The organism is Nakamurella sp. PAMC28650 (genome assembly GCF_014303395.1).
Taxonomy (GTDB): Bacteria; Actinomycetota; Actinomycetes; order Mycobacteriales; family Nakamurellaceae; genus Nakamurella.
The window spans coordinates 5,061,915-5,083,291 of record NZ_CP060298.1; the positions used below are offsets into that span (position 1 = coordinate 5,061,915).

General features: G+C 68.5%; 19 protein-coding genes. 6 read left to right on the forward strand and 13 right to left on the reverse strand.

The genetic code is table 11. The features are described from left to right. Positions 1 to 4: 4 nt before the first annotated feature. The 6 genes from H7F38_RS22960 to H7F38_RS22985 form a co-directional block, all read right to left on the reverse strand. Positions 5 to 1,174, reverse strand: a complete 1,170-nt coding sequence (locus H7F38_RS22960) for an ABC transporter substrate-binding protein (RefSeq protein WP_187091927.1) — start codon at positions 1,172 to 1,174, stop codon at positions 5 to 7. Between the two features lie 26 nt (positions 1,175 to 1,200). Further along, positions 1,201 to 2,589, reverse strand: a complete 1,389-nt coding sequence (locus tag H7F38_RS22965; protein WP_370531408.1) for a sulfate adenylyltransferase subunit 1 — start codon at positions 2,587 to 2,589, stop codon at positions 1,201 to 1,203. An 86-nt stretch (positions 2,590 to 2,675) separates the two neighbouring features. Next, positions 2,676 to 3,617 carry a sulfate adenylyltransferase subunit CysD gene (gene cysD, locus H7F38_RS22970; RefSeq protein ID WP_187091929.1) on the reverse strand — a complete coding sequence of 314 codons (942 nt, stop codon included), beginning with the start codon at positions 3,615 to 3,617 and terminating at the stop codon, positions 2,676 to 2,678. Then, on the reverse strand, positions 3,614 to 4,228 hold the full coding sequence (gene cysC, locus H7F38_RS22975) for an adenylyl-sulfate kinase (protein ID WP_370531272.1): 615 nt from the start codon (positions 4,226 to 4,228) through the stop codon (positions 3,614 to 3,616). The genes cysD and cysC overlap by 4 nt, the downstream gene beginning before the upstream one ends. After that, positions 4,225 to 4,929, reverse strand: coding sequence for a phosphoadenylyl-sulfate reductase (locus H7F38_RS22980; protein WP_187091931.1), 705 nt, complete (start codon positions 4,927 to 4,929; stop codon positions 4,225 to 4,227). The genes cysC and H7F38_RS22980 overlap by 4 nt, the downstream gene beginning before the upstream one ends. Positions 4,930 to 5,170: 241 nt before the next feature. Beyond that, positions 5,171 to 6,865, reverse strand: coding sequence for a nitrite/sulfite reductase (locus H7F38_RS22985; protein ID WP_255498449.1), 1,695 nt, complete (start codon positions 6,863 to 6,865; stop codon positions 5,171 to 5,173). 422 nt (positions 6,866 to 7,287) lie between these two features. Here H7F38_RS22985 and H7F38_RS22990 point away from each other — a divergent pair, with 422 nt between their 5' ends. Both H7F38_RS22990 and H7F38_RS22995 read left to right on the forward strand, forming a co-directional pair. Further along, a complete protein-coding gene (locus H7F38_RS22990) occupies positions 7,288 to 8,433 on the forward strand; it encodes a DNA recombination protein RmuC (protein WP_187091932.1) in 1,146 nt (381 codons plus the stop codon). Positions 8,434 to 8,526: 93 nt separating this feature from the next. Continuing rightward, positions 8,527 to 8,979, forward strand: a complete 453-nt coding sequence (locus H7F38_RS22995) for a DUF6542 domain-containing protein (protein WP_370531409.1) — start codon at positions 8,527 to 8,529, stop codon at positions 8,977 to 8,979. Between the two features lie 62 nt (positions 8,980 to 9,041). Here the strand turns inward: H7F38_RS22995 and H7F38_RS23000 are convergent, their stop codons facing one another. Beyond that, positions 9,042 to 10,010 carry a 4-hydroxy-3-methylbut-2-enyl diphosphate reductase gene (locus H7F38_RS23000; protein ID WP_255498138.1) on the reverse strand — a complete coding sequence of 323 codons (969 nt, stop codon included), beginning with the start codon at positions 10,008 to 10,010 and terminating at the stop codon, positions 9,042 to 9,044. A gap of 62 nt (positions 10,011 to 10,072) precedes the next feature. Continuing rightward, positions 10,073 to 10,942 carry a hypothetical protein gene (locus tag H7F38_RS23005; protein WP_187091935.1) on the reverse strand — a complete coding sequence of 290 codons (870 nt, stop codon included), beginning with the start codon at positions 10,940 to 10,942 and terminating at the stop codon, positions 10,073 to 10,075. Positions 10,943 to 10,994: 52 nt separating this feature from the next. Between H7F38_RS23005 and H7F38_RS26175 the strand changes: the two genes are divergently transcribed. The 3 genes from H7F38_RS26175 (at position 10,995) to H7F38_RS23015 (ending at position 12,825) form a co-directional block, all read left to right on the forward strand. Next, positions 10,995 to 11,126 (forward strand): hypothetical protein, encoded by a 132-nt coding sequence (locus tag H7F38_RS26175; protein WP_255498139.1) that lies wholly within the window; start codon positions 10,995 to 10,997, stop codon positions 11,124 to 11,126. A gap of 83 nt (positions 11,127 to 11,209) precedes the next feature. Next, positions 11,210 to 12,601 carry an exodeoxyribonuclease VII large subunit gene (gene xseA / locus H7F38_RS23010; RefSeq protein WP_187094929.1) on the forward strand — a complete coding sequence of 464 codons (1,392 nt, stop codon included), beginning with the start codon at positions 11,210 to 11,212 and terminating at the stop codon, positions 12,599 to 12,601. After that, complete coding sequence (locus H7F38_RS23015; RefSeq protein WP_187091936.1) at positions 12,598 to 12,825, forward strand: exodeoxyribonuclease VII small subunit; 228 nt, start codon at positions 12,598 to 12,600, stop codon at positions 12,823 to 12,825. Before xseA ends, H7F38_RS23015 begins: the two co-directional genes overlap by 4 nt. A 114-nt stretch (positions 12,826 to 12,939) precedes the next feature. On the opposite strand, the gene H7F38_RS23020 is transcribed toward H7F38_RS23015, so the two are convergent. Further along, positions 12,940 to 13,488, reverse strand: coding sequence for a DUF4245 domain-containing protein (locus H7F38_RS23020; RefSeq protein WP_187091937.1), 549 nt, complete (start codon positions 13,486 to 13,488; stop codon positions 12,940 to 12,942). A gap of 329 nt (positions 13,489 to 13,817) precedes the next feature. On the opposite strand from H7F38_RS23020, the gene H7F38_RS23025 reads away from it, so the two are divergent. Beyond that, complete coding sequence (locus H7F38_RS23025; protein WP_370531410.1) at positions 13,818 to 15,173, forward strand: class II fumarate hydratase; 1,356 nt, start codon at positions 13,818 to 13,820, stop codon at positions 15,171 to 15,173. 163 nt (positions 15,174 to 15,336) lie between these two features. Here the strand turns inward: H7F38_RS23025 and H7F38_RS23030 are convergent, their stop codons facing one another. The 4 genes from H7F38_RS23030 to H7F38_RS23045 all read right to left on the reverse strand — a co-directional run bounded on the left by H7F38_RS23030 (position 15,337) and on the right by H7F38_RS23045 (position 21,310). Continuing rightward, positions 15,337 to 17,262: a hypothetical protein gene (locus H7F38_RS23030; protein WP_187091939.1), complete on the reverse strand. Its 1,926-nt coding sequence runs from the start codon at positions 17,260 to 17,262 to the stop codon at positions 15,337 to 15,339. Between the two features lie 107 nt (positions 17,263 to 17,369). Beyond that, positions 17,370 to 18,725 carry a PhoH family protein gene (locus H7F38_RS23035; RefSeq protein WP_187094930.1) on the reverse strand — a complete coding sequence of 452 codons (1,356 nt, stop codon included), beginning with the start codon at positions 18,723 to 18,725 and terminating at the stop codon, positions 17,370 to 17,372. Positions 18,726 to 19,127: 402 nt separating this feature from the next. Next, entirely contained in the window at positions 19,128 to 20,615 is a 1,488-nt protein-coding gene (locus tag H7F38_RS23040; protein ID WP_187091940.1) for a cell wall metabolism sensor histidine kinase WalK, read from the reverse strand. 2 nt (positions 20,616 to 20,617) lie between these two features. Continuing rightward, positions 20,618 to 21,310 carry a response regulator transcription factor gene (locus H7F38_RS23045; protein ID WP_187091941.1) on the reverse strand — a complete coding sequence of 231 codons (693 nt, stop codon included), beginning with the start codon at positions 21,308 to 21,310 and terminating at the stop codon, positions 20,618 to 20,620. Between the last annotated feature and the right edge of the window lie 67 nt (positions 21,311 to 21,377).

Genomic DNA, 21,377 nt, shown 5'->3' on the forward strand with positions numbered 1-21,377 from the left:
CGATTCACTCCTGTCCGAGACCGGCTGCGCTGACCGGGGTCTTGCCCTCGGCCTTGAGCAACTTGTTGAGAATGCGGAGGTCGAGGATGCCGTTGATGTCCGGCACGGTCTTGAGCAGTCCGCCGTCGACCGCGTGCTGGCTGGACGCGTTGTAGGTGGCGGCCAACGGGTCGTAGGTGACCTTGATGTTCTTGAACGAACTGGCCATCACCGAGTCCGAGAGTTTCTTGCCGGTCAGCTTGCCGATCGCATCGTTGATCGCCGCCGACGCCTTCGCCGGATTCGCGGTGATCTCGCCGGCCGCGGCGAGCTCACCGGAGATCAGCGACTGCACCGTCCCGGGGTACTGGTCCAGGAACTTCTTCCCGACGATGAGGATCGTCGTCGGGAACTGACCGTTCGGCCACAGGCTCGTCTCGTCGACCAGCGTCTTGCCACCGGCCTCGACCAGTCGCGATGCCCATGGTTCGGGCAGCCAGGCACCGTCGACCTGACCGGATTTGAACAAATCCAACGTCTGGGCGTTGTCCTGGTTGACCACGTCGACGTCACTTCCTCCGTTGGTCTGCACCTTCAAGCCGTTCTTGAACAGGTACTCCCGCAACGCAACGTCCTGCGTCCCACCGAGTTGAGGGTCCGCGATGGACTTGCCCTTCAGGTCGGCCGCGGACTTGACCCCGGCCCTGACGACCAGCGATACGCCGTTGTCGGTGGCACCGGCCACGATTCGCAGAGAATCACCCTTGGACTTGACGAACGAGTTGATCGCGGGGCTCGGTCCCAGAAAGGCCGCATCGATCGCGCCGGCGTTGAGTGCTTCGATTGCGGCCGGACCGGCGTTGAACACCTGGGTCTCGAGCTTGGTGCTGCCCACAGCTTTCGCGAAGGTTCCATCGGCCACCCCGAGCACCGCGGCCGCGTGCGTCACGTTGGCGAAGTAGCCCAGGCGCAGTGTCCCCGCCACCGCCCCGGCGGCCGCGGCACCGGACGAGCCGGCAGCAGCACCACCGGGAGCTGCGACCGCACCGCCCGGGGCCGCCGAAGAGGATCCCGCGGAAGAGGAAGCAGTGCTGGAGGACGAACCACACGCGGTGGCCAGGACGGCAACACCGGCAAGCACTGTCGTGGCGGCGAGTCTGAAGCGAGATCGACGAGCAGATGTCAAGCGATACATGGCAGAGCCTTTCGGATCCGGCCGGGTTACGGACCAGGAGTCGGGAAGTTGTCGGATGGCACGGCGGCCTCACGCGGAGCGGAGGCATTGCCAGGGGGCAGGAGTTCGCTCTCGGGTCGACATCGATCGTCGTCATCGGACTGCGCCCCGGATTGCAGTGCGGCGCGGCGGTGGCCGGCCATGCCGGCGGCCAGCGTGGTGCCGTCCGCGGGATCAATGATCAGCAACGAACCGACGGCGCCGCCGGGCCGGAACGCCTCCACCGGAACAGGTTCCACGGTCCGCAGATTCACCTGGGCGATGTCGTTGAGCGCCAGTACCGCGGGGGCGGGATGTTCGGTGAGCGTGTCGATGTCCAGCAGGTGCTCGATCTGCGACACGATCACCCGGTGGGTGGCGGTCCCGTACCGCAGCAACGCCCGCATCCCCGGCCGCAAGCCCTTGTCGGCCAACTGGGTCACCGTCGCCGAGAACTCCGTCACCGACTCCGGTGCATTACCCACCCCGGCGATCAGATCCCCGCGCGACAGGTCCACCTCGTCGGCCAGCAGCAATGTCACCGAGTCACCGGCCACCGCGACATCCTTCGCACCGTCTGCGGTGTCGATCAGAGAGATGACGCTACGCCGACCGGAGGGCAGCACCACGACCTCATCGCCGGGGCGCACCGAACCGGCGGTGATCCGTCCGGCGTACCCGCGGTAGTCCGGGTAGGCCGCCGAACGCGGCCGGATGACGTACTGCACCGGGAACCGCAACGCCCCCGTACCGGCGGTGTCGGTCAACTCCACCTGCTCCAGATGTTCCAGGATGCTCGGCCCGTCGTACCATCCGATCCGCTCCGACCGGGTCACGACGTTGTCCCCGTGCAACGCCGAGATCGGGATCGCAGTGACCTCCCCGATCCCCAGATCCACCGCATACCGGTCGAACTCGGCCGCGATCGAATCGAACACCGACTGGTCGAAATCGACCAGGTCGATCTTGTTCACGGCCAACAGCAGGTGCGGGACCCCCAACAACGCCGCCACTGCCGCATGACGGCGGGTCTGGCCGATCACCCCGGTCCGCGCGTCCACCAGGATGATCACCAGGTCCGCGGTCGACGCGCCGGTCACGGTGTTGCGTGTGTACTGCACATGGCCGGGAGTGTCGGCCAGGATGAAACTGCGCACGCCGGTGGCGAAATACCGGTAGGCGACATCGATGGTGATGCCCTGCTCCCGCTCGGCGCGCAAACCGTCCACCAGCAGCGACAAGTCGGGGCTGTCCAACCCCCGCGCCGCCGACGTCCGCTCCACCGCATCCAACTGGTCCGACAGGACCGACTTGGAATCGTGCAGCAACCGGCCGACCAGGGTGGACTTCCCGTCGTCGACCGACCCGGCGGTGGCGAACCTCAACAACCCACGCACCGACGATGCCGGACGGGTGAGATCGCTGGCGGGCAAACGCGGTTCGGTCACGACTACGGCTACGGCTCCCGAGATGATGTCGCCCATCAGAAGTACCCTTCCTTCTTGCGGTCTTCCATGGCGGCCTCGGACAACTTGTCATCGGCGCGGGTGGCGCCCCGTTCGGTGATCCGGGTGGCGATGATCTCGGTGATCACCGCAGCCACATCGGCGGCGTCGGACTCCACCGCCCCGGTGCACGACATGTCCCCGACCGTCCGGTAACGGACCTGACGGGTCTCGAGCACCTCGGACCCCGCCGGCCCTCCCCACTCACCCGGGGACAGCCACATCCCGCCACGGTTGAACACCTCACGCTCGTGGGCGTAGTAGATGTCCGGCAAGACGATCTGCTCGGCCTCGATGTAGTTCCAGACGTCCAACTCGGTCCAGTTGGAGATCGGGAACACCCGGACGTGCTCGCCCGGCGCGTGCCGCCCGTTGTAGAGATCCCACAACTCCGGACGCTGACGACGAGGGTCCCACCCGCCGAACGCATCCCGCAGGGAGAAGATCCGCTCCTTGGCCCGGGACCGTTCCTCGTCGCGGCGGGCCCCGCCGATCACCGCATCGAAACGCTCAGCGGCGATGGTGTCCACCAATGGCACCGTCTGCAACGGATTGCGGGTCCCGTCGGGTCGTTCGGACAAGCGCCCGTCATCGATCCAGTCCTGCACATGGGCGACCTTGAGCCGCAGATCGCCGGACGCGACGACCGCATCGCGATAGGCGATGACCTCGGGAAAATTGTGCCCGGTGTTCACGTGCAACAACGAGAACGGGATCGGCGCCGGATGGAAAGCCTTCCGCGCCAGATGCAGCACCAGGATGGAATCCTTACCGCCGGAGAACAGGATCACCGGGCGCTCGAACTCCCCCGCCACCTCCCGGAGGATGTGGATGGCCTCGGACTCCAGCGCCTTGAGATGACCACGCGCGTGGCCGGCCGCCGACAGTCCCTCCGGCACAACGTCAGTCAGTGCGTTCATCGCCATGCTCCTTCATTCACAACTACCCCGCTCGGGGCGGATCCACTCACCGCTGCGTCGCTCGCCGATGCCTGGCTCACCGCTACACCGAAACCGGCCAGCAGATCCAACAACCGTCCGACGGCAGCGGCCTGACCGACGACCGCCGTATCGATCCGGAGCTCGGGGGTCCTGGGCACCTCGTAGGGGTCATCCACGCCCGTCATCGAGGTGATCTCCCCGCGAAACGCCCTGGCATACAACCCTTTGACGTCCCGTACGGCGCAGACCTCCAACGCGGTCGACACGTGCACCAACGCAAAGCCGGTGCCCGCATCGCGGTGGTGGGCACGCACCTTCTTCCGCGCCTCCGAGTACGGCGCGATCACCGGGACGATCACCACCACCCCGTGGGAGGCCAGCAGCTCCGCGACGAAACCGATGCGGTCCACGTGGGTGTCCCGGTCGGCGCGGGAGAATCCGAGCCCCGCCGACAGGTGCGTGCGCACCTCGTCCCCATCGAGCACCTCGACATCAACGCCCGCCGCCACGAGTCGCTCGGCCAGCCCGAACGCCAGCGTCGTCTTGCCCGCACTGGGCAGACCCGTCAGCCACAACGTCATGCCCGTCACGTGTGCAACCCACATTCGGTCTTGGTCAGGCCGGCCCAACGGCCCGCCCGAGCGTCCTCGCCGGGGGCCACCCGACGGGTGCACGGCTCGCATCCGATCGAGGGAAACTCGGCCGACAGCAACGGATTCACCAAGATGTCGTGTTCCACGATGTAGCGGTCGACGTCCTCGTCCGACCACGTCGCCAGCGGTGCGATCTTCACCCGGCCACGCTTGGCATCGAACGACATGATCGGGGTGTCCGCGCGGGACGCGGACTCCGCCCGACGCAGACCGGTCGCCCAGGCGTCGTAGGAATCCATCGCAGCATTCAGCGGCGCCACCTTGCGCAGGGCGCAACACAGATCAGGGTTGCGGGAGAACAACTCCGCCCCGTACTGGGAGTCCTGCTCCGCCACGGTCTGCAGCGGCAGCAACCGACGCAGCTTCACGTCGTAGACCGCCTCCACCGCATCGGCCGTACCGATCGTCTCCACGAAGTGATACCCCGTCTCCAGGAACAACACCTCGATCCCCGGTTTCACCCGCGCCGCCAGATGCGCCAGCACCGTGTCCTGCATCGAAGCCGTCACCGCCAGACCGTCCCCGAACTCGTCCACGGCCCAGGTGAGGATCTGATCCGCCGACGCGCCTTCGAGGTCGGCTGCGCCGCGGGCGGCCACGGCCGAAAGGTCAACGGCCGAACGCACTGTGCTGATCATCGGGCAACCCCTTCCTGGGCCGGCGCCTGCGTCGAGCTGACTCCACTGCCATCTGCTGCCTCTTGCGCAGCGCCTGCGACCGCGGCGGAATTCCCGGCACCTGAAAGTCCGATGAACCTCACTGCGAAAACGCGCCGGCAGTCGCGGCAGCTCCACGCACCGTGGGATTCCTCGTGCGGCCACAGATTTGTCTCACCGCAGTAGGGGCAGTACTGCGCGGGCGCTCGATTCTCGGACACCACTATCTCAGCGCCAATTCGTCGGAACGCGCGACCCAGGTGGCGAAACGCTCACCCGGCTCGCGGGAAGCGGTGTAGGAGTTGACGATCCGTTCGACGTAGTCGGGCAGCTCCTCACCGGTGACCTTGTGACCCCGGACCTTTCGCCCGAACCCGGCGTCCAGTCCCAACCCGCCACCCAGATGCACCTGGAAGCCCTCCACCTGCTGCCCATCGGCGTCGGTGACGATCATGCCCTTCAAACCGATATCGGCGATCTGCGTCCGGGCGCACGCATTCGGACAACCGTTGAGGTTGATCGTCAACGGCACATCCAGATCACCCAACCGCTTCTCCAGCTCGTCGACCAACGCGATCCCGCGCGCCTTGGTCTCCACGATCGCAAGCTTGCAGAATTCCAACCCGGTGCACGCCATCATGTTCCGCCGAAACGTCGACGGCGCCGTTGGCAACCCCAGCTCCGCCAGACCGGCCTGCAACGACTCCAGTCGGTCGGCCTCGATGTCCAGGATCACCAGCGACTGCTCGGTGGTCGCGCGCACCCGCGTCGAACCGTGGGCCTCCACCAGATCTGCGATGTCGGTCAGCAGCTTGCCGTTGACCCGGCCCACCGTCGGGGCGATCCCCACGTAGAACCGACCGTCGTTCTGCGGGTGTACCCCGACATGGTCACGAGCCCCCTCCCACACCGCCGGCGCGGGGCCGTCGGTCAACGACCGGTGCAGGTACTCGCTCTCCAGCACCTGTCGGAACTTCGCGATCCCCCAGTCGCCCACCAGGAACTTCAACCGCGCCCGGTTCCGCAGCCGGCGATACCCGTAGTCGCGGAAGATCGAGATGACACCCTTCCAGATCTCCGGGATCTCCTCCAGGGTGGCGAACACGCCGAGGCGCTGCGCCAACATTGGGTTGGTCGACAGTCCGCCGCCGACCCATACGTCGAAACCGGCACCCAACTCCGGATGCACCACCCCGACGAACGAGATGTCGTTGATCTCGTGCGCCACGTCCTGACGCGGCGAACCCGAGATCGCGGTCTTGAACTTGCGGGGCAGGTTGGAGAACTCGTCGCTGCCGATGAACTGATCCAGGATCGCCTGCATCGCCGGCGTGCCGTCGATGATCTCGTCCGCTGCGATACCGGCCAACGGCGACCCCAACACCACCCGCGGAACGTCGCCGCACGCCTCGGCCGTGCTCAACCCGACGCCCTCCAGCGCCGACCAGATGTCCGGCACGTCCTCGATGCGCACCCAGTGCAACTGGATGTTCTGGCGATCGGTCAGATCCGCCGTATCCCGTGCGTAGCGGGTGGACACCTCACCGATCGTCCGCAGCGCCGCCGTCGTCAACAACCCACCGTCGACCCGAACCCGCAGCATGAAGAACGGGTCCTCGAGTTCGTGCGGCTCCAACACCGCCGTCCGGCCGCCGTCGATCCCCGGCGCCCGCTGGGTGTACAGACCCCACCAACGGAACCGGCCCCGCAGATCGCCCGGATCAATACCGTCGAAACCCGTGTGCCGGTAGATGTTCTCGATCCGCGCGCGACAGTGCAGACCGTCGTCGTCCTTCTTCATCCGCTCGTTCGGGTTGAGCGGCTCGCGATGACCCAGCGCCCACTGGCCCTGGCCGCGTCCGGCATCCGGACGCTTGCGCGGCGCGCGCGGCGCAGCCACGTCAGGGGCAGCGGGCACGGAGGGGTTCACCGGCGCGCCGGAGTCGGCGGAGGCGGTGTGGGAGGACGTTGGGGGCACGGCGGGATCCTTGCGGAATTGGCCGGGGCACACACCAGAAAACGGTCACGCACGGAAGGGTCCGTCCACCACCGTCGCTGTGTGCCCGACGGCTCGGTGAGCGGCGGGTTCAGCGGTGGTGACGACAGGCAGAGCTGGAGACGCGCACGAGGTCGACCTCGCGCCGGCAGACCAGCGGAACTCCCTGTGCGGACATGAGCTGAAGCATACCGCGCCCCCCGCACGTCGACCCGTCGATGAGTTCCCAATAGATGGGATGCACGGTCAAAGGTTGGGAAAATTGCAGGTCGCCGACATCGTGTGATGGCCCTCCCAGGGGGCAATGTCACACGACTGTCGGTGGTCGGGTGGAGGCTGCGGTCATGAATGCAAACGCGCTTCTCCTCGGAGCCCTCCTGCTCGTGGTGGGGATCGGGGTCGGTATTGCACTGGCCGCCGGTTGGTGGCGTCAGCCGTCCGACCGGCGTGGCAACCCGACGCTCGAGGTGGCGGCTCTGCTGGCCCCGGCCTCCGACGCCCTAGTCAGGGTGGAACAGCGGTTGCGGGAGGTTGAGCGCGACCGGGTCGGGGCCTATGCGGGCTTGTCCGAACAGGTGGCCGCCCTCCATCGGACCTCCGCCGACCTGGGCAGTCAGACCCGGTCGCTGGTGAACGCCCTGCGCGCCCCGCAGGTGCGCGGCCGGTGGGGTGAGGTGCAACTGCAGCGGATCGTCGAGTTGGCCGGCATGGTCGAGCACTGCGATTTCGACACCCAGGTGTCGGCGGCGGTGGCCGATGCGGCCGGCGTCCGACCGGACATGATCATCCGGTTGGCCGGTGGTCGGCACATCCCGGTCGATGCGAAGGTGCCCTTCGACGCCTGGCTCCAGGCCAGGGAGTGCGACGACGAGATCCGCCGGGGCCAGCTCATGAACATGCATGCCAGAGCAGTGCGCGCGCATGTCGACTCGTTGGCCGCCAAGGCCTACTGGCAACACTTCCAGCCCGCCCCGGAGTTCGTCGTCATGTTCGTGCCCGGCGAGCCGCTCCTGGATGCCGCGATGACGATCGATCCAGGCTTGACGGAGTACGCCTTCTCCCGGCAGGTCGTCATCACCACGCCGACCACGCTGATCGCCCTGCTGCGGACGGTGGCGTTCACCTGGCGTCAGGAGAGACTCTCCGCCTCCGCCGAGTCCATCCACACCCTCGGCCGGGAGCTGCACGGTCGCCTGGCCACTCTGGGCGGCCACCTCGGCCGACTGGGTGCCAGCCTCGAGCGCGCGGTCGAGTCCTACAACTCGGCGGTGGGTTCGGTCGAGAGTCGCGTCATGGTCACGGCCCGGAAGTTCAACGACCTGGGGGTGGCGACTGCTTCTCTCCCTGGTCTGGAGCCGGTGCAGACCGCCGCCCGCCGGTTGCAAGCTCCGGAATGGGATCAGGTCGATGCGTCGCGGCCGACCCTCGAGGAGGTGGCCTCGGGTGAACTGCGCCGTCCACCCCGCCACGTCGACGACGCCGCCGGATGACGCGGCCAGGGCGAATCCACCCGTCGCGGCCGGTGGACCGGCGCGTGCGATCACCGGGAATTGACGTTCGCCCGCTACCGTGGACTCGTGAACATGCCTGCCACTCGACCGACAGCCCGGCCGACCGCCGCCAACGCTTCGGCGCTTCCGACGATCACCGGACTGCGCTCCTGGGGCGCCGTGCTGGTCGCAGTGGTGCTGACCGCCGTCGGGGCGACCTTCGACGGCCTGGTCTCCGGGGTGCTGACCTGGGGTTTCCGTGTCGGGTTCGTGGCCGGGGTGTGTCTGGCCGCGCTGCTGGTCCGACGGGCATCGATATTCACCGCCATGGTGCAGCCGCCGCTGGTGATGGTCGTGCTGATCTTCATCTCACTTCGGCTGCTGTCCACCGAGCGCATGACGATCACCCTCATCAAGGTGGTCAATGCCTTCCCGACCATGGTCATCGGCACTGCACTGGCCGTGCTGATCTGCGTGGTCCGGATCTTCGCCCAGCCTCTGCACCGTTCGAAGAAGACGCCGGCCGCACAGCGCGCCCACGTCTGACCCAGCGGCCCGGCCGCTCACCTGAGGCGTCTGCGCCGCAAGCTCGGGATAGACGACGAGGTTCAGATGGTCCCGGCCGGCCGCAGGTCCCGCCGGAGTTCCTTCGGAAGCGAGAAGGTCAGCGTCTCGATGGCCGCGGTGAACTCCTGGACGTCCGCGTATCCCCGTTCGGCCAGCCAACCCAGCACCCCCTCGACCAGTTCCTCGGGAACCGAGGCTCCAGAGGTCACGCCGACGGTGGTCACTCCGGCCAGCCATTGCTCCTCGATCTCGTGGGCGAAGTCGACGAGGTGCGAACTCCGGGCTCCGGCCTCGAGCGCGACCTCTACCAGCCGCACCGAGTTCGACGAGTTCTGCGATCCGACGACGATGACGAGGTCGCAGTCGGCGGCGATCTGCTTCACGACCTCCTGACGATTCTGGGTGGCGTAGCAGATGTCGTCGCTGGGCGGTGCCGTCAGCAGCGGGAACCGCCGGCGCAGCAGATCGACGGTCTCGAGGGTCTCGTCCACGGACAGCGTCGTCTGCGAGAGCCAGATCACCTTCTCCGGGTCCTTGACCTCGACCGCGTCGACATCGGAGGCATCGTGCACCAACTGGATGACCTCGGGTGCCTCTCCCTGCGTGCCTTCCACCTCTTCGTGCCCCCGGTGACCGATCAGCAGGATGTCGTATCCCTCGGACGCGAACTTCCGGGCCTCCTTGTGCACCTTGGTGACGAGCGGGCAGGTCGCGTCGATGACCCGGAGGTCACGCTGTGCGGCTTCCTCGTGCACCGCCGGCGATACGCCGTGCGCGGAGAACACCACCAGCGCGCCCACGGGCACCTCTTCGGTTTCCTCGACGAAGATCGCACCGCGCGCTTCCAGCGTCGCCACGACGTGCTTGTTGTGCACGATCTGCTTTCGCACGTACACGGGCGCTCCGTACTGCTCGAGAGCCTTCTCCACGGTGATGACTGCTCGGTCGACGCCCGCGCAGTAACCACGGGGCCGGGCGAGCAGGACACGTTTGGCGGGGGTAGGACTCATGGAATCCATCGTAGGCGGGTGGACCGTCCCGGTCCGCCGTTGCCGGCCGGTCGTCGGCCCGGTCACGCGGAGAACCCACGCCACCGCGGACCCGGACTACCTTCGGTCCCCACGATGGGGCACGCTGGTGACATGGCCATCACACTGCCCTTCGGAATCCGACTCTTCGCCGGCCTGCTCGGCACTTCCATCGACCGCGTCGGCAAACTCCCCCAGGAACTGCCGACCCTGGCCGTCTCGTTCGCGGGCCAGGCGGTCCGGACCTCGTTCCGCATCCGCCAGGAGATCGCCGAACTCGCGACCAGGGGGGACGAGCTCCTGGCCGGAATCACCGGTCGCCCGCAGGAGAAGCCCGCATGGGCCACGTTCGACGAGGACGAAGAGCCGTCGGTCGGGCCTTCGGCCGGTGCGCCTGCGTCGGGCCGGCCCGGCACCAGCACGCCCACCCCGACCGTGCCCACCCCGACCACACCCGCACCGACCAAACCCGCACCGACCCCATCCACCACCAGATCCACCCGGGCCCGATCCACACCGACCAGATCAACAGCGACCAGATCGACACCGCCGGTGGCGACGCCGACCGTCGCCCCCCCGACGGTGCCGGTGCCGACCAACCGGATCCGCGCCAGCAGGACCGTGTCACCACCAGCGCCGCCGACGACGGTCTCCCCGCGGACCGGTCGGCCGACGCCGAGGATTCCTGAGGCGTCCGCAGGGTCGCCGGTTGCGCCAAGGCCGCGTTCCGCCCCGACGGGCCCGGGCCGAGCACAGCCGAGCGGGTCACCGACCACCACACCACTCTCGGGCGGCCGGCTGCCGGGCACATCGCTCTCGGGCGTACCGCTTTCGGGCGCACCGGTCTCGAGCGCACCGGTCTCGAGCGCACCGGTCTCGAGCGCACCGGCGACCACCGGTGCAGCGACCCCCATCACCGGAGATCACCTGCTGAGCATCGCCGAGCTCAAGGAGGAGCTGCAGGAGATGGAAATCGCTGCGGTTCGCGAGCTCCTCGTCTGGGAGGAGACCGGCCCCAACCGGGCTGCCTACCTGACGCTGCTGAGCAATCGGCTGACCACCATGGCGCACGAGAACGGGCAGTCCGAGAGCCGGTGAGCAGTCCGGGTCCGCTCGAATCCCTCACCCCGGCCGGGGAGGTCCGTCCGACCGCGCAGACCGAGACACCCGAGACACCCGGGCTGACCGGTCCGACCCCACCCGCCCGGCCGGTGCGGGCGAGCGACACCACCAGAGACAACCCGTGGCCGGTCAGGGCCTTGTCCCAGCGAATGGCCGACTACATCTCCAAAGCGCCGGCCGCCTGGATCGAGGGCCAGATCGCGCAACTGAACATCCGCGCCAACACCGCCTACCTCACGCTGCGCGATCCGTCGGTGGACATGTCCCTGCAGGTCTCGTGCTCGAAAGCGTTGTTCGCCGCCCAGGCCTCCCCGCCCACCGAGGGCTCACGAGTGGTGGTGCACGGGCAGTTCGACTTCTACCCGGCCAGGGGTTCCCTGTCGTTCCGTGTCGATCAGCTCCACCCCGTCGGACTCGGTGAGCTGCTGGCCCGGCTCGAGCGACTCCGCCGCCTGCTGGCGGCGGAAGGACTCACCTCGGCCGCTCGCAAGAAGCCGCTGCCTTTCCTGCCCCGGACGGTGGGCCTGATCACCGGACGCGCGAGCGCTGCCGAATCCGATGTGCTGGCGAACGCCCGCGCCCGTTGGCCGGCGGTTCGCTTCCGGATCGAGAACACCCCGGTACAGGGGGTGAACGCCGTGACGCAGATCATCGATGCACTGCGCCGTCTGGACCAGGCCTCCGATGTCGACGTGATCATCCTCGCGCGCGGCGGCGGCAGCGTCGAGGATCTACTTCCGTTCTCGGACGAGGCTCTGTGCCGCGCGGTCTCGGCCTGCCGGACGCCGGTGGTGTCGGCCGTCGGTCACGAGCCGGATCATCCGATCGTCGACGATGTCGCCGACGTCCGCTGTTCCACTCCCACCGATGCGGGCAAGCGCGTCGTGCCGGACGCCGCCGCTGAACTCCGCGGGGTGGACCAGCTGCGGCTGCGCGCACGTCGGGCGCTGACCAACTGGGTGCAGACGGAGGCCGCCCAACTGGCTCGGCTGACTGCGGCGTCGGTCCTGAAGAACCCGTACGGTCCGATCGACAGCCGAGCCGACCACGTCGTCAGGGACCGGCAACGGGCCCGGTCGGTGATCGCCTCGACGCTGGACGGCATCGACCGGGACCTGGCCCATCGCCGGGCCCAACTCGTGGCTCTCGGACCGGCCGCGACCCTGGCCAGGGGCTACGCGGTGGTACAGACGGGTTCGCAGGTGATGCGCTCGATCCTGCAGGCGCCGGCAGGCACCCCTTTGCGGGTCAGGGTCGCCGATGGCGTCGTGCTGGCCACCAGCACCGGCCCTGAACCGCTGCACCCCGGACCACCACAGCAGGAACCACCACGGCACCAACCACCGCGGCACCAACCACCACGGCACCAACCACCCGCCGGACGCGAGCCCGACCACGAACCCCGGCAGCCGACGCCGTCCGGGTCGGCAACGAGGAAGAGGACCACGTGACCGAGTCCAGCCCACAAGCCGACGTCGCCACCTATGAACTGGCCAAGGACGAACTGGCCGCCGTCGTCATGACATTGGAATCGGGGGGGCTCAGCCTCGACGAGTCGCTCACCCTCTGGGAACGCGGTGAACATCTGGCGGCCGTTTGCAACCGTTTCCTGGACGGCGCCCGCGAACGCGTCCAGACGGCACTGGCGGCGACTGCGGACGATGCGTCCGACTGACACGAACAGGTCTTCTGGACGTCGGGCCCCGAACCATCGGGCACCGCAACGATCGTGTACCGCAACGATCGGGCATCCGAACGATCCAGAACCAGAGCGCCCAGGTCTGGAAGATCAGGCGACGGCCGCGGCCAGCTGGGTGAACTCGGCGACGGTGGCATTTCCGGTGATCAGCAGCGACACGCCAGACGAGGTCCGTGACCAGGCGACTTCGTTGCGGACACCCGGACTGATGGACCACTGGGCGCTGCCGACGGTCACCGAGCCGGTGCTGGAGCCATCGGTCTGGCCCAGTTCGGCGGCGAGCACCGCGGTCAGGGAGCCGGAGGATTCGATCAGCGTGATGTAGGAACCGGTGGGGGTCTGCCAGCCACCCCGGACCGTGGGGGGCGCGTCGGGCGTGCCCGGTGCGGGGGTCAGCGAGAAGGAACTGCCGTGCCAGGTGGAGGGAAGGCCCTTGGGGATCACCACCGGGAAGCCGGTCAACCGATCCGCAGTGCTGAAGCCGCCCTGCACGTCGGCGGTCGGAGCCGTGCCACCGCTCGGCGTGCCGGGCGAGAACGAGAAGCCACCCTGGAACGCGACCAGCACCAGAACTCCGATGACGATGACGACCATCGAGATCGTCATGTCCCGGACGGTCTTGTTCCTGCGGTCGGCCACGCTTCCATGCTGTCACGAGCTCGACCGCGCCGGTGTCGGGGCTGCTCCCTCGGGCTATGCAGTCCCATCAGCACAGTCCCATCAGCACGGTCCCATCAGCGCAGTCCCATCAGCGCGGAGGCCGTTGTCCGACCGGTACCACCGGCTCGCTGCTTTCCGAGCGGTGGCTGTGAGGAAGATCGGCACTCGCCGAGTGGCAGCGGCGCAAGCGGCACCGATAGCGTGACGCCATGGCAGAACACAACGGCGCGTTCCCAGCTGCGGACAGCACCGCTCCCGACGAGACGTCGCACCCGGCAGCGGCCCCGTACCGCATCGAACACGACACGATGGGCGAGGTCCGCGTCCCGGCTGCCGCCCGCTACCAGGCGCAGACACAGCGCGCCGTGGAGAACTTCCCCATCTCGGGACGCGGTCTGGAGCGCGGACAGATCCGGGCCCTTGCCCTCATCAAGTCGGCAGCGGCCTCGGTCAACTCCGACCTCGGGGTCATCCCGGCCGACATCGCGCGCGCGATCACCGAAGCGGCCCTCAAGGTGGCCGCCGGCGAATTCGACTCCGACTTCCCGATCGACGTCTTCCAGACCGGTTCCGGCACGAGTTCGAACATGAACACCAACGAAGTGCTCAGCACCCTTGCCACCGAGACGCTCGGGCGCAAAGTGCACCCCAACGACCATGTCAACGCGTCGCAGTCGTCCAACGACGTCTTCCCGACGTCGATCCACGTGGCCGCCACCGAGGGTGTCGTCGTCGACCTGGTGCCCGCCCTCGAGCACCTGGCCACGGCTCTGGAAGAGAAGTCCCAGGAGTGGGCCGGCGTGGTGAAATCCGGTCGTACCCACCTGATGGACGCCACCCCGGTCACCCTCGGCCAGGAGTTCGGCGGTTACGCCGCCCAGGTGCGCGGCGGAATCGAGCGGTTGACCTCGAGCCTGGCCCGGCTCGCCGAGCTGCCGCTCGGCGGCACCGCCGTCGGTACCGGCATCAACACACCGCCCGGCTTCTCCCCCGCCGTGATCGCCAAGCTCTCCGAGATGACCGGACTGCCTTTCACGGAGGCCCGCAACCACTTCGAGGCCCAGGGCAGCTGCGATCGCCTGGTCGAGACCTCCGGCCAGCTCCGCAGCATCGCCGTCGGCCTGGTCAAGATCTGCAACGACATCCGCTGGATGGGTTCGGGCCCACGCGCCGGGCTGGCCGAGATCCACCTGCCGGACCTGCAGCCGGGCTCGTCGATCATGCCGGGGAAGGTCAACCCGGTGCTGCCGGAGGCGACGGCGATGGTCGCCGCTCAGGTGATCGGCAACGACGCGACCGTCGCATTCGCCGGCACCACCGGATCTTTCGAGCTGAACGTGATGCTCCCGGTGATCGCCCGCAACCTGCTGGAATCGATCCGGTTGCTCTCCACGGTCACCCGCCTTTTGGCCGATCGGTGCATCTCCGGCATCGTGGCCGACGAGGAGAGGTGCCTGATGTACGCGGAGTCGTCACCGTCCATCGTCACGCCGTTGAACAAGTACATCGGCTACGAGGAGGCCGCCTCGGTGGCCAAGCAGGCCCTCAAGGAAGGCAAGACCATCAAGACGGTCATCACCGAACGAGGACACGTCGAGAACGGGAAACTGACCGCGGACCAACTCGACGCCGCGCTGGACGTGCTGTCGATGACCCACCCCTGAGCGAGCACCATCCACCCTGCCTGACCTGGACCCTCGCTGTTGCAACAGGTTTCGGCGCGTCCGACCAGACCTGAACGGCCGGTTCCCGCCCCTGGCCCGGGGTGGGAACCGGCCGTCCGTCGTGTCAGAGCCGTTTCCGTCGCGTCAGAGCCGTCCCGCTAGGTCACAGGCTGTGCCGACCGCCCGATTCGCCGTCCGGTCGGGGGTCGGTTCGGGTGTCGGGTGCGGGGGCAGGCCCGTCGTCCGCGGGGACGGCAGGTGGGCCGTCAGCGCCATCGTCACCGAAGTCGGGACGCCACTGCGCCGTCCCGGGCCCGGAGTCCGCCGCCCCACGGGGCGCCGCACCACCCGCGTCCGCACCACCACCGGACGCCGCACCACCCGCGTCCGCACCACCACCGGACGCCGCACCACCACCGGGCGCCGCCGCCCCACCGGGCGCCGCCGCAGCACTGGTGAAGTCAGGGCTCCACGCACCGGTCGGCGGGCCACCGGCCGGCGGCTGTACGGCGGGCAACCCAACCCCGCCCGGCGGGGGAAATCCCGACCCGCCCGGCGGGAGAAACGTCGTCGGCAGTTCCCCGGTGGAACCGGGCCGGTACTGCTGTCCGGACAGCAGACCGGGGTTGTCCGGGTGGTCACGGCCGGAGAGCAGACCGTGCTCGCCGGGGTGGTATCCGGTGTAGCCAACGGGTTCCTGGGTGGGGAGCGGCCCGATGTACGCGGTGGGCGCGTCGGCATTGGCCCTGGCGATCGCATCGGCGGCCCGACCCTGCTCGGCCGCCGCACCCTGAGCGAGGATCGCGTCCTTCTCCCACATCTCGTCGGCCAACCTGGATCGTCGGCGCTGCCACATGTAGATCGCAAAACCAGCCCACAGCAGCACCACAAGACCCAGCACGTACCAGGGCCAGACCAGCTTCGAACCGGCGGCGGTGGCGCCGGGTGCGACGACCGGGGCCGGCGCGCTGCTGCTGACCGGAGGAGCGGACGACGGCGCCGGGGACGACGACACCGGGGGCGGCACGATCACCGCGGAACTGGCCGGCGCGCTGGAGGAGACCGGCGAGGACACCGGTGCCGAGGCCGGCGCCGAGGTCGTGGTGACCGGCGCCGCCGTCACCAGGAAGCTGGCGATGCCGGAGGTCTTCGACTTCTGCCCGGCCACCCGGAGGAGGTGGGTTCCGGCCGGTGTGGTGACCGGTACCACGAAATCGATCTTGACGATCCCGTCGGCGTCGGCCCGGACGGCGGCCAGTGCGGTGGTATCCAGCCGGACCGAGACGACCTCGCCCTTGGTGAAGCCGGCGAACAGCACCTCCTGGGATCCGCCCGCCCTGATCGACGCAGACCTGATCGTCTTGGGGGCAACGGTGGACGGCACCACGGCGATCGTGCTGGTCACCACCTGCTGGGAGGTGACCGCGGACGACGTGGTCGAGGTCGTGGAGGACGATGCAGGCGTCGAGGAACTCGGGGTCGAGGGAGTGGTCGCGGCCGCCACGTAGGCGATCGGCACCGACAGGTTCTGCGAAGGATCGCTACCGGTGTCGGGCCTGGTGTAGACGGCACACGCCACCTTGGAGCAGTCCAGGGCATCCGACGCCGAGTTCGAGGCCGGGTAGCCCAGCGCCACGGTGAAGGTGCCGCCGTTGCCCCAGGTCGCGACGATCGGTCCGGAATTCGCCGTCCCGGATCCCGGCGGGGTGACGTGGGCCCAGGAGTTGCTCGTGTTGGAAGACGGAATGGCCCCGCCGACGCAGTCCGCCAGGCTGGCCGGGGCCTTGCCGTCGGCGTGGCAGATGGCCACGTAGAGCCCGTTCGCCGTCTTGAAGCCGCTGCCGGTGACCGTGATCGACCCGCCGCCGGCCGTCAGACCGCCGGCCGGATCCACCGTCAGGCTGACCCCGCCGGCCGTCGTGGTGACCGGCGCAGCTGCGGCGAGCGACCTGCTGAGAGCCGCGGGCGCACCGGCGGTCGCGTTCTGATCGAGGGTGATCGTCAGTCCGGCCGCCGCCACCGCGACCGCCGCGAGGGCGGCCGCGGCGCGGCGTCTGGCTGACCTGGCAACACGAATTCCGATGGGCACGGGACCATTTTGTCCCACCGGGAGTGCCGAATCTGCGAAAGCGTGCCGGACAGGACCGATCGCGCCCCTTCCCCAGGGCATTGTCGGCGACCCGCCCGGCGCCGCGATCAGCTCAGTTCCGGGAATTCCAGGAGCTCGGTCACCAACGCCGCAATCGGCGAACGCTCCGACCGCGTCAACGTGACATGGGCAAACAGCGGATGCCCCTTCAGTGCTTCGATGACGGCCGCGATGCCGTCGTGCCGACCGACCAGCAGGTTGTCGCGCTGGGCCACGTCATGGGTGAGCACCACCCGGGAGTTGGTGCCCAGACGGGACAGCACGGTCAGCAGGACGTTGCGCTCCAACGACTGTGCCTCGTCGACGATGACGAACGAGTCGTGCAGCGAACGACCGCGGATGTGCGTCAGCGGCAGTACCTCGAGCATGCCCCTGGCGATCACCTCCTCCACCACGGCCGGCGAGGCGATCGCCGAGAGGGTGTCGAACACGGCCTGCGCCCAGGGCTGCATCTTGTCGTTCTCGCTGCCCGGCAGGTACCCGAGTTCCTGACCGCCGACCGCGTAGAGCGGACGGAAGACGACCACCTTGCGGTGGGCCCGACGTTCCATCACCAGGTCGAGCCCCGCGCACAGGGCCAGCGCCGACTTGCCGGTGCCGGCCCGGCCGCCGAGCGAAACGATGCCGACCTCGTCGTCCATCAGGAGGTCGAGGGCGATTCGCTGCTCGGCAGATCGACCACGCAGTCCGAAGGCCTCCTTCTCCCCGCGCACCAGCCGGATCTGCTTGCCGGGGGTCACCCGGCCCAGGGCGGATCCGGTCGGCGTGCTCAGCTTGACGCCGGTGTGGCAGGGCAGCTCCCTGGCCACGTCGGCGTCGATCAGACCGGTGTGGAACAGCGTGTCCACCTGCTCGGTGGTCACCTCGAGCTCGGCCATCCCGGTCCAGCCGGACGACACGACGTCCTGGGCCCGGTACTCGTCGGCGTTCAGACCGACGGCCGAAGCCTTCACGCGCAACGGCATGTCCTTGGAGACCAGCGTGACGGTCTTGCCCTCGGCCGCGAGGTTGAGGGCGCAGGCCAGGATGCGGGAATCGTTGCTGTCGTTGCGGAATCCGGCCGGCAGCAGCGTCGGATCCGTGTGGTTCAGCTCGACGTGCAGGGTCCCGGGCGCGGTACCGGGTGGTGCCTTGGTGTCGCCGATCGGGATCGGGGCGTCCAATCGCCCGTGTTCGATACGGAGGTCGTCGAGCATCCGCAGGGCCTGCCGGGCGAAGTAGCCCAACTCGGGATGGTGCCGTTTGCCCTCGAGCTCCGAGATGACGACCAGCGGCAGGACCACCTCGTGTTCCGCGAACTTCGTCAGCGCCCACGGATCTGACAGCAGCACCGACGTGTCGATCACGTAGGTCCGGCGGGGGCCGGTAGCTGCTACCGCTGGGGTCGGCTCTGCGCTGCCCAACGGTTCGGTGGTGGTGGGTGCAGACGTCGGAGAGGTGGAACGGCGTGGGACCACGAACAGCTCCTTGACGGCGCGGGTACGCGCGCCTTGCAGAGTGGGCCGGTGGTCCCGCAGTCGTCCCGGCTGGTCGCCGGCCACGAAAAGGGGCCCGGTACCGGCCCCCTCGCTGTCCTGTGCTGGAAAATTCCGGCACTGTCCAATCGGGGCCTCCCGTGTGTTCCGCAACCACTGCGGTGCACTGCTGGGGACGCTACCGCCGGGATGGCCGCGCACGCGTCAGAAACGCGAACCACGGCGTGAACATCAGGTTTCGGGCGTGTGCACGGATTGGTCCACGGCCGGCCCAGTGCTGCGATCTGCGGACGGACCCCGTTGGCCCGATTGCCCGACCTTCATCAGCGTCTACAGATCGATGGGTCCGGTGTTCACCCCCACGGGCGAGTCGCGGTCCATCCCGAGGACTGCAGCGGTACCCACCGGCCGCGGGAGGACCACGGTCATGATCAGTCCACCGCCGGCCGCGTTCGACGCGAGGATCCGTCCACCGTGTGTCCGGACGATGGCCGCCACGATGGACAGGCCCAGACCACTCCCGCCGTTCTCGCGGGAGCGCGATTCGTCCTCCCGGTAGAACCGGTCGAACAGGCGCGGCAACGCCTCGGCCGACACTCCGGGGCCGTCGTCGGTGACGCTGACGGCGACCTCGTCGTGCCCGGGCAGCACCGAGATGGTCGCCGTGGTGCCGGCCGGGGTGTGCGTCCTGACGTTGGACAGCAGGTTGGCGAAGAGCTGGTGCAGCCGCAGCCGGTCGCCGACCACCACGGTGGCCCGGGAGGCACCGATCAGCCGCCAGGTCCGGGTGCTGTCGATCACCGCGGCGTCGTCGATGACGCCGACCAGCAGTTGGGCCAGATCCACCGGCTCGTGCTCCCGGGGTCGCTCGGCATCGGCCTTGATCAGCGTCAGCAGATCCTCGACCAGGCCACCCATCCGGCGCGCCTCGAAACCCATCCGGTCCATCGCCCTGGCGACCGCCGATTCCTCGGGCAGCATCCCCGCCTTGTAGAGCTCGGAGTAGCCGCGGACGGCGGCCACCGGCGTGCGGAGCTCGTGGGACGCGTCCGCGACGAACTGCCGGAGCCTGGCCTCGCTGCGCTGCTGGTCGTCCAGCAGTCCCCCGATGCCGTCCAGCATGCCGTTGAACGCCGCACCGAGACGGCCGATCTCGGTACTGGGATCGCCGGGGACGACCCGTCGATCGACGTTTCCTCCCGCGATCTCGTCGGCGGCCGTCGCCATCGCCTCGAGTGGCCTGAGCTCCCGGCGGATGATCAGGCCGGCGATGAGGCCCAGCAGCACGAGCAGGCCGACCGTGATCAGGAATTCGAGGAAGACCAGCTGTCGCAGGGTCGACGCGACCTCGTCCAACGAGCTCCAGGCGACCAGGAAGACGGGATTGTTGAAGGCATCGGCATACCCCCCGACGGCGAGCACCCGATAGGTGGCGGCCGAGCCCGAACTGTCACCGACCGTGCGCGCGGTGCCGCTGAGGGGTTCGCGACCGAGGTCGGGGTTGGCCGCCGGATCTCGCGGCGGGTGGACGATCACCTGCGCCATCCCGCTGGAACTGACGATGCTCCAGCCGATCTCGCCCCGTAGCGGGTTCGAAGCGGTCAGCTGGGTGAGCGAGTCCGGGTTGATGCTCCTGGGCAGCGAGCCGACCACACTGGTCAGGCCGGCGTCGCGGTCGGCGATCAGGGCCGCCCTGACGTTGAGCGGCACGATCACGTCGACGGCGATCAGGGCGAGTGCGGCGACGGCCAGCACGAGTGCGATCAGCCGGGCCTGCAGACCCCACCGCCGCCGTTGGACCGGAAGGGCGGCGGTCATGCTCAGCGCCGCGGAACGCGCAGGACGTACCCGAACCCCCGATGGGTGTGGATCAATGGCTCACCGGTGGCATCCACCTTGCGGCGGAGGTAGGAGATGTACGTCGCGACCACCGAGTCGTCCCCGTAGAAGTCGGTGCCCCACACGGCGTCGAGCAGTTGCTGACGCGAGAGCACGACGTTCGCGTTGATCATCAGGTGGCGCAGCATCTTGTACTCGGTGGGCGCCAACTCGATCGGCACGCCAGACCGGGACACCTGGTACGTCTCCGGATCGAGCTCCAAATCGGCCACCTTGAGCACACCGTCCGCGGCGAGATCGGGACGGACCCGACGGAGCACGGCCGTCACCCTTGCGGCGAGTTCCTCGAGGCCGAACGGCTTGGTCACGTAGTCGTCGCCACCGGCCGACAGGCCGGCGATCTTGTCCGCCGGGGTGTCCCGTGCGGACAGGAACACCACGCCGGCGTCGATGCCCGCGGTCCGCAGCCGGCGCATCACCTCGAGGCCGTCGAAGTCCGGCAGCATGATGTCCAGGATGATCAGGTCCGGCCGCACGTCGGTGGCGACCCGCACGGCTTCCCGGCCGGTGGAGGCGACGCTCACGTCGTAACCGAGGAAACGCATCGAGGTGGCCACGATGTCCTGGAGCGAAGGCTCGTCGTCGACCACCAGCAACTTGGACTGCCCCGTCATCTGACGCCCACTCTTTCCCCTGCCTCGAAAATCGATCCGACTCTGCGCCCACCTCATCCCACGCTCA